General features: G+C 38.4%; 7 protein-coding genes. 6 read left to right on the top strand and 1 reads right to left on the bottom strand.

The window, feature by feature from the left end; all coding sequences use genetic code 11:
- Nucleotides 1–197 precede the first annotated feature (197 nt).
- From Q0O89_RS09965 to Q0O89_RS09940, 6 genes are all read left to right on the top strand, one after another.
- Nucleotides 198–491 carry a hypothetical protein gene (locus Q0O89_RS09965; RefSeq protein WP_293731549.1) on the top strand — a complete coding sequence of 98 codons (294 nt, stop codon included), beginning with the start codon at nucleotides 198–200 and terminating at the stop codon, nucleotides 489–491.
- Between the two features lie 712 nt (nucleotides 492–1203).
- Nucleotides 1204–2409: a 2-oxoglutarate dehydrogenase complex dihydrolipoyllysine-residue succinyltransferase gene (gene odhB / locus Q0O89_RS09960; RefSeq protein WP_293731548.1), complete on the top strand. Its 1206-nt coding sequence runs from the start codon at nucleotides 1204–1206 to the stop codon at nucleotides 2407–2409.
- An 89-nt stretch (nucleotides 2410–2498) separates the two neighbouring features.
- Nucleotides 2499–3665, top strand: coding sequence for an ADP-forming succinate--CoA ligase subunit beta (gene sucC / locus Q0O89_RS09955; protein WP_293731547.1), 1167 nt, complete (start codon nucleotides 2499–2501; stop codon nucleotides 3663–3665).
- 2 nt (nucleotides 3666–3667) lie between these two features.
- Nucleotides 3668–4537, top strand: coding sequence for a succinate--CoA ligase subunit alpha (sucD, locus tag Q0O89_RS09950; protein ID WP_273384391.1), 870 nt, complete (start codon nucleotides 3668–3670; stop codon nucleotides 4535–4537).
- A gap of 378 nt (nucleotides 4538–4915) precedes the next feature.
- Nucleotides 4916–5848 carry an Abi family protein gene (locus Q0O89_RS09945; protein WP_293731546.1) on the top strand — a complete coding sequence of 311 codons (933 nt, stop codon included), beginning with the start codon at nucleotides 4916–4918 and terminating at the stop codon, nucleotides 5846–5848.
- A gap of 213 nt (nucleotides 5849–6061) precedes the next feature.
- Nucleotides 6062–6619, top strand: a complete 558-nt coding sequence (locus Q0O89_RS09940; protein ID WP_293731545.1) for a DUF5358 domain-containing protein — start codon at nucleotides 6062–6064, stop codon at nucleotides 6617–6619.
- A gap of 93 nt (nucleotides 6620–6712) precedes the next feature.
- Here the strand turns inward: Q0O89_RS09940 and Q0O89_RS09935 are convergent.
- Nucleotides 6713–7122 (bottom strand): YadA-like family protein (locus tag Q0O89_RS09935; protein WP_293731544.1); only part of this gene is annotated, 410 nt, incomplete at its 5' end.

The raw sequence follows: 7122 nt of genomic DNA, 5'->3' as shown, positions 1-7122 counted from the left end.
GTAGTTGATTGTTATATTCTACACATAAGTTGTATTATTTTAGGGGATGGTTACATATCTAATAGATATTAATGATAGCTTAATAAAAAGTTCTCTTTATGAACAATACGAACATATTTGGGGGGCTATTAATTCTAGAAAAGAAAATTTATCAATACCTACATTAGTAGAACCAACTAACTTAAATGGGGTGATTGATGAAAAAGCCTTTTAAATTGAAATTAAATTTAGTTTTATGTCTCAGTTTAAATGCTTGTGGTGGTTTTTTAAACCCATTTGATGAAGCATTTTTAGACTGGAATGACTCTAGAATAGATAAAGAATATAATAAGCAAATATCTTCTGGATATGAATATATATATCAAGGAACAGCTTCTCAAGCTAAAAAAATAGCTAATGAATGTAAAAAGTTATATTTAAATGATATTAAAAAACGAGATATTTGCTTACAAAAAAGGGGATTTACTAAACTAAATAAATTTTCCCAATAGGAAAAATGGGGAGCAAATTTGACTCTAAACCGTGATCGTCAAATAAATAAAGTTATTAGCTGTTTAAATAAAAAAGGCTATATTGAAATGGATTGTGGAACCAAAGCTAAACAAACGGGATATTGTAATTAGAAATCAATGGTTAAGTTCAGACTATATATTTAATGCTCAATCCAGTGGATTTAATGCAGGTATTGCAATTCAAGTTGGTAGCGGTATTAGTTTGGGAATTACTTACTTCCTGTTCAACGAATAGAGACAATTGGTTTGTTAAATTTTGGATGATGGTTATCATTCAAAAAACGAAAAGAACAGTTTTTATATTGAGTAAATAAAACTGATGAATTATATTCGGGAGATGAAAATTTAAATAGGAATATGATGTATCTAAATGATTGCATGGGGTAAGAATAAAAATTTGCCATATAAAATATAAGGTGGATTAATAAAATAAATTTATCAGAAATTGGGGTGTATCTTATGATAGATGCTGTTAGTTAAACCAAATAATAAGTTAGAAAGAGATAAATTTGAAAAAGTATTTTAATTTTATACTCTGTGTATTGTTTTTAACTGAGGTATTAATATCATTAGTTCTAACCTAAATTCATAAAATAACTACAACACTCATAGTGAGAAAATTGAAAAAGCCAGTTGCCTAATGCGGTGCTGTATAATATCCTACATAAAAAGGAGATAATAAGGAGATCCCATGAGTAAATTTGATATTTTAACCCCCGTTCTTCCCGAATCCGTTGCCGATGCGACAGTGGTGAAATGGCATAAAGCTGTAGGTGATACCGTAGTGCGTGATGAAGTTTTAGTGGAAATTGAAACGGACAAAGTCGTGCTTGAAGTACCTGCCTTGGATAATGGTGTGCTTGATAGCATTATTCAAGGGGAAGGTGCAACGGTGATAAGCAATCAATTGCTTGGTTCTGTGGCAGTGGGTGAAGTGGTGGTGACGAAAAAAGCCGAAACAGAAAGTACGCCATCAGAGCGTAAAGAAGCCGCATTAAGTCACCATGATAATCATGCAGACGCATTAGGCCCGGCGGTTCGCCGCTTAGTGGGGGAGCATGATTTAAATCCTGATGAAATTCAAGGAACCGGTGTGGGCGGTCGTATTACGCGTACGGACGTTGAACGCGTGGTGGCTGAAAAAGCCCAAGTTAAGGCGCAAAGTGCGGTACAAAATACGCCTGTTTTAAATACCAATAGAGCTGAACAACGTGTGCCAATGACACGCTTGCGCAAACGCGTTGCAGAACGCTTGCTTGAGGTGAAAAACACCACGGCAATGTTAACGACTTTTAACGAAGTCGATATGCAACCGATTATGCAACTACGCAAAAAATATGCGGAAAAATTTGAGAAACAACATGATGTACGTTTAGGTTTTATGTCTTTCTACGTGAAGGCCGTGGTGGAGGCCTTAAAACGTTATCCTGTGATAAATGCATCTATTGATGGTGATGACATTGTTTATCACAACTATTTTGATGTAAGCATTGCAGTTTCCACGCCACGCGGTTTAGTGACCCCGGTGTTACGAGATTGCGATAAAATGAGTTTGGCGGAAATTGAGAAACAAATCAAAGTGTTAGCGGAAAAAGGCCGTGAGGGTAAATTAACCGTAGACGATCTTACCGGCGGTAACTTTACCATTACCAATGGCGGTGTATTTGGTTCATTGATGTCAACGCCAATTATTAACCCACCACAAAGCGCGATTTTAGGCATGCACGCGATTAAAGATCGTCCTGTTGCCGTTGATGGGCAAGTGGTCATCCGTCCAATGATGTATCTGGCGTTATCTTATGACCACCGTTTAATTGACGGCAAAGACAGCGTTGGTTTCTTGGTAGCCATTAAAGATTTATTAGAAGATCCAACGCGATTATTATTAGAAATTTAAACATGAATGACCGCACTTGAAGAAAAGTGCGGCCCTATATTTAAAATATCTTTTTGTAAAATACAGGAAGCCAATCAAAAGGAGACAACATGAACTTACATGAATATCAAGCAAAGCAACTTTTTGCTCAGTACCACTTGCCTGTAAGTCGTGGAATGACTTGTAGTACAGCTGATGAAGCCGTTCAAGCGATTTCTGAATTAAATGGAAATGTATGGGCAGCAAAATGTCAGGTACATGCCGGAGGGCGAGGCAAAGCAGGTGGTGTAAAATTAGTACGCAATGCGGAGGAAGTGTGGTCGTTTGCAGAACAGTTTTTAGGCAAACGGTTAGTAACCTTTCAAACAGATGCCAAAGGGCAGCCTGTTAACACGATTTATATTGAAGAGACGTGCCAAATTGCTCGAGAGCTTTATTTGGGGGCGGTCATTGATCGTGCTACTCAACGGGTTGTGTTTATGGCCTCTTCAGCAGGTGGTATGAATATTGAAGAGATTGCCGCGAAAACCCCTGAGTTAATTCACAAAGTAACCTTGGATCCATTGGTGGGGGGGCAGCCCTATCAAGGTCGTGAATTAGCCTTTAAATTAGGGTTAAAAGGCAATGAAGTGAATGCCTTTGCGCAAATTTTTGTGCGTTTGGCGAAGTTATTCATTGAAAAAGATTTGGCTCTGGTCGAAATTAATCCACTGGTGGTGACGACTGATAGTGAATTAGTGTGTTTAGATGCCAAAATTTCGGTGGATAATAATGCCTTATATCGCCAACCTGAACTTAAAGCGATGCAGGATTTAACTCAAGATGATCCTCGCGAAGCGGAAGCCGAAGCATTGAGTTTAAACTATGTGGCATTGGACGGTAATATTGGTTGTATGGTGAATGGTGCCGGTCTTGCTATGGGAACCATGGATATTATCAAGCACCACGGTGGATTACCGGCCAATTTCCTTGATGTGGGCGGTGGCGCAACAAAAGAGCGAGTAGCCGGTGCGTTTAAAATTATCCTTTCGGATAGTCATGTAAAAGCGATTTTGGTGAATATTTTTGGTGGTATTGTGCGTTGCGATCTCATTGCTGAGGGCATTGTTGCCGCGGTCAATGAAGTCGGGGTAACCGTGCCTGTGGTGGTGCGTTTGGAAGGAAATAATGCGCCACTTGGACGTGAAATCTTGGCTAAAAGTGGTTTAAATATTATTGCAGCACAAACTTTAACAGATGCAGCGGAGCAAGCCGTTAAGGCAGCAGGAGAACAGTAATTATGGCAATTTTAATTGATAAAAATACCAAAGTGATTTGCCAAGGCTTTACCGGTGGACAAGGAACATTTCATAGCGAGCAAGCTCTTGCTTATGGTACGCAATTGGTCGGCGGCGTTTCACCCAATAAAGGCGGTACAACGCATTTAGGGTTACCTGTTTTTAATACTGTGCGTGATGCGGTGGAAGCGACAGGTGCAACGGCGACGGTAATCTATGTTCCTGCTCCTTTCTGTAAAGATGCTATCTTAGAAGCCATTGATGCCGGTATTCAACTAATTGTTTGTATTACCGAAGGCATTCCGACCTTGGATATGTTACAAGTCAAACAACGCTTAAAGGAAACCGGTGTTGTGATGATTGGTCCAAATTGTCCGGGTATTATTACTCCGGATGAATGCAAAATTGGCATTATGCCGGCGGATATTCATAAAAAAGGAAAAGTGGGGATTGTTTCACGTTCAGGTACATTAACCTATGAAGCAGTAAAACAAACTACGGATGAAGGCTATGGGCAATCCACTTGTGTGGGGATTGGCGGTGATCCTATTCCGGGCTCAAGTTTTATTGATATTCTACGCCTTTTCCAAGAGGATCCCGAAACGGAAGCCATTGTGATGATTGGTGAAATTGGTGGCTCAGCGGAAGAAGAAGCCGCTGCCTTTATTAAGGCACATGTCACCAAACCTGTGGTCAGCTATATTGCCGGTATTACCGCGCCAAAAGGCAAACGTATGGGGCACGCAGGCGCAATCATTAGCGGCGGCAAAGGCACGGCAGATGAAAAAATCCAAGCCTTACAAGATGCCGGCGTAACAACGGTGAAAAGTTTAGCGGACATTGGCACTGCTTTACGTCAAATTTTAGGTTAATCAGCCTTTAAAGCGCGGTTAGAAATATGAACATTTTTAACCGCGCTTTTATGCTCTCTAAATAATGGGAATTTATCCTATTTTATAGGGTCTGTTTATCTTTCAATAAAAAGCTGCGTTGTCGCCTAAAAAAGCCATCGGCTAGGCGTAAAACGCAGTTAATAGCAGGACTATTTACAAGTTTTACAACAACGACGATGGCTTTTTTAGGCACAACCCGAAGGGGCGGGCTTCTTTTTTGCCCACTCTGTGTTAAAAAAACTTTGTTTAGAATGACTAAACGGCAGTTTTTTTGCCTTGATTGGGCAAAAAATAAGCTCCGCCGCAGCCTTTTATTGAAAGATAAACAGACCCTAAATAGACTCTAAGATAAATAAAATGAAACAACCCAAAATATGGAAAAATTTTCACGCTCAACTTGCCACTCTACAACAAAGAGGTTTAATTATTCAGGATGAGAAAAAAGCACTCGGTTATTTAAAAACTATAGGTTACTATCGTTTGAGTGGCTATTTTTATTCTTTTCGTCAAATGAGTGAAGAAAGCTCGAAAACAAGATTAGATCAGTTTATACCAAATAGTCGATTTGACGATGTCATAGCTTTATATATGTTTGACAAAAAACTTAGGCAGTTGGCACTGGATGCTTTAGAGCGTATTGAAATTGCTTTAAGGGTGAATATTGCTTATGAATTAGGGAAATATGAACCATTGGTTTATCGAAAATCGCAGTATTTTGATGCGCACTTTGATCATGATAAATGGCTGATGAAATATCAAAACCTGATTAACCGAGAATCAGGTAGTAGTTTTGTTAAACACCATTTAGATAATTATGGAGATTTACCTATTTGGGCAGCTTGTGAAGTTTGGGATTTTGGCACTATGTCCATGCTTTTCAAAGGAATGTTATCCAAAGATAAAGATCGTATTGCTAAAATTTATCATTTAAAAGACGGCAAGCATTTACAAACTCATTTACATGCATTTAATTTTATTCGTAATGTATCAGCTCACCATGGACGCTTGTGGAATAAACCTATTATTTTCAAAGCAAATCTGAAAGGTTTACAAGATGACCAATGGAAACAGCTTAATGTAGCTCAACCTTTTGTTTATTTTTGTTTAATGAAACGTCTGTTAGATGTGATTTGTCCCAATTCAACATGGGGAACACGATTTTTAAATATATTGGAAGAATTTCCTAAAGTAGAAAATAATGCGGTTAATTTACAGCAAATGGGGGTTGTAATGGATCTGAGTCATTGGAAATTGTGGGAATATAAGAAAAAAGAAAGCCCCCAACCTTGAAGTTCCAATCACATGGATTGGCAAAGCTGGGGGAGTTATTGGTAAAGAATTATACTGTATTAGAAATGAAGGTCAATAATTTAATTTGTTAATAGAGTTTAATTATACTCTTAGATTGGTAACGATTGGATTATTTCTCTGTATTAACCAGTTGACGAAAAATCCTTTCTGTCTAAAATAGTGAAAAATTTTAATTATGGAAGATGTATTAATATGTTAAAAAAATTACTTTTAGCGACAGCAGTGTTAAGTCTTGCAGGTTGCAGTTTATTGGGTGAAAAACAATCGGCAATTCCGGCAGAATATGCAGGCGCAGCCTATGAACTTTCAGATGGGGATGCACAGAAATGGGCATTTGCGGCAAAACAAACGGAACAATGTATTTATCCGAATTTAACGCGAATTCAGTATGAACATTTCCAAAAAGAAGATAGCTACATTTATTCTCAATATGTCTTTTTCTATCCCTTAGAAGATATTATTGGTGAAGATAATGTCAAAATCATCCAAGGTGATGAAAAAGCGATGAAGTACGCGACCTATCAATTAAAAAAATATAAATCCAAAGAGAATGTTGATCCTTTAGATATTTCAACCTGTAAAACCTTGCAAACAAAAGCAAGAGAAGATTTAGCTGTAGTGAAAGGCCAATATGTCAATGGTATGGTTCAAGAAGCAAAAGCTGATGGTAAAAGTACCGGTGTAGCAACAGAGCAAAACAAATTCTTCTTTGATATTATCAAATGGGGTTCGGCTTTATTTTTGCTGTAGATCAGAACTACGTAAATAAACTCAGTTAACAATCTAAGGGCGGTTTAAAATAAACCGCCCTAAATTTAACCGCGCTTTTTACATTATCTATAATCAGAAGCTGTAACCAACGCTTGCGCCTCCCATGTAATGACCGACATTGTTCACACTACCGGAAACTTTAATTATAACCTTACCGTTATCCGAAACTCGTGAATAACCCACAGCTAACGCAGAGGCGTTACGATATGCCCCGGTACCCACAGTCAAGAGGCTTTCACCTGAATGATAGGCTTGCACCAATGACCCCATTGCCACCGCACCTGCAATGCCGCTACGTAATTTACGATCGACATCGTTGATACGGTTATTCATACGCTTGAAGTTCATATTCACATCATTCGCCATATTGTTCATACCTTGAGTTAAGGTATTGGCAACGGAATACAATTGGCTACCGTTAATCGCATCTGTGCTGGTTGGTGAAATTTCACCTGCTGCAACATTTTGGATACGGCGTTCTG

It is taken from the genome of uncultured Actinobacillus sp. (assembly GCF_945915845.1).
In the GTDB taxonomy this organism is placed as follows: domain Bacteria; phylum Pseudomonadota; class Gammaproteobacteria; order Enterobacterales; family Pasteurellaceae; genus Exercitatus.
The sequence above is the reverse complement of the archived record's forward strand: the minus strand, read 5'-3'. Positions and strand labels throughout refer to the sequence as shown.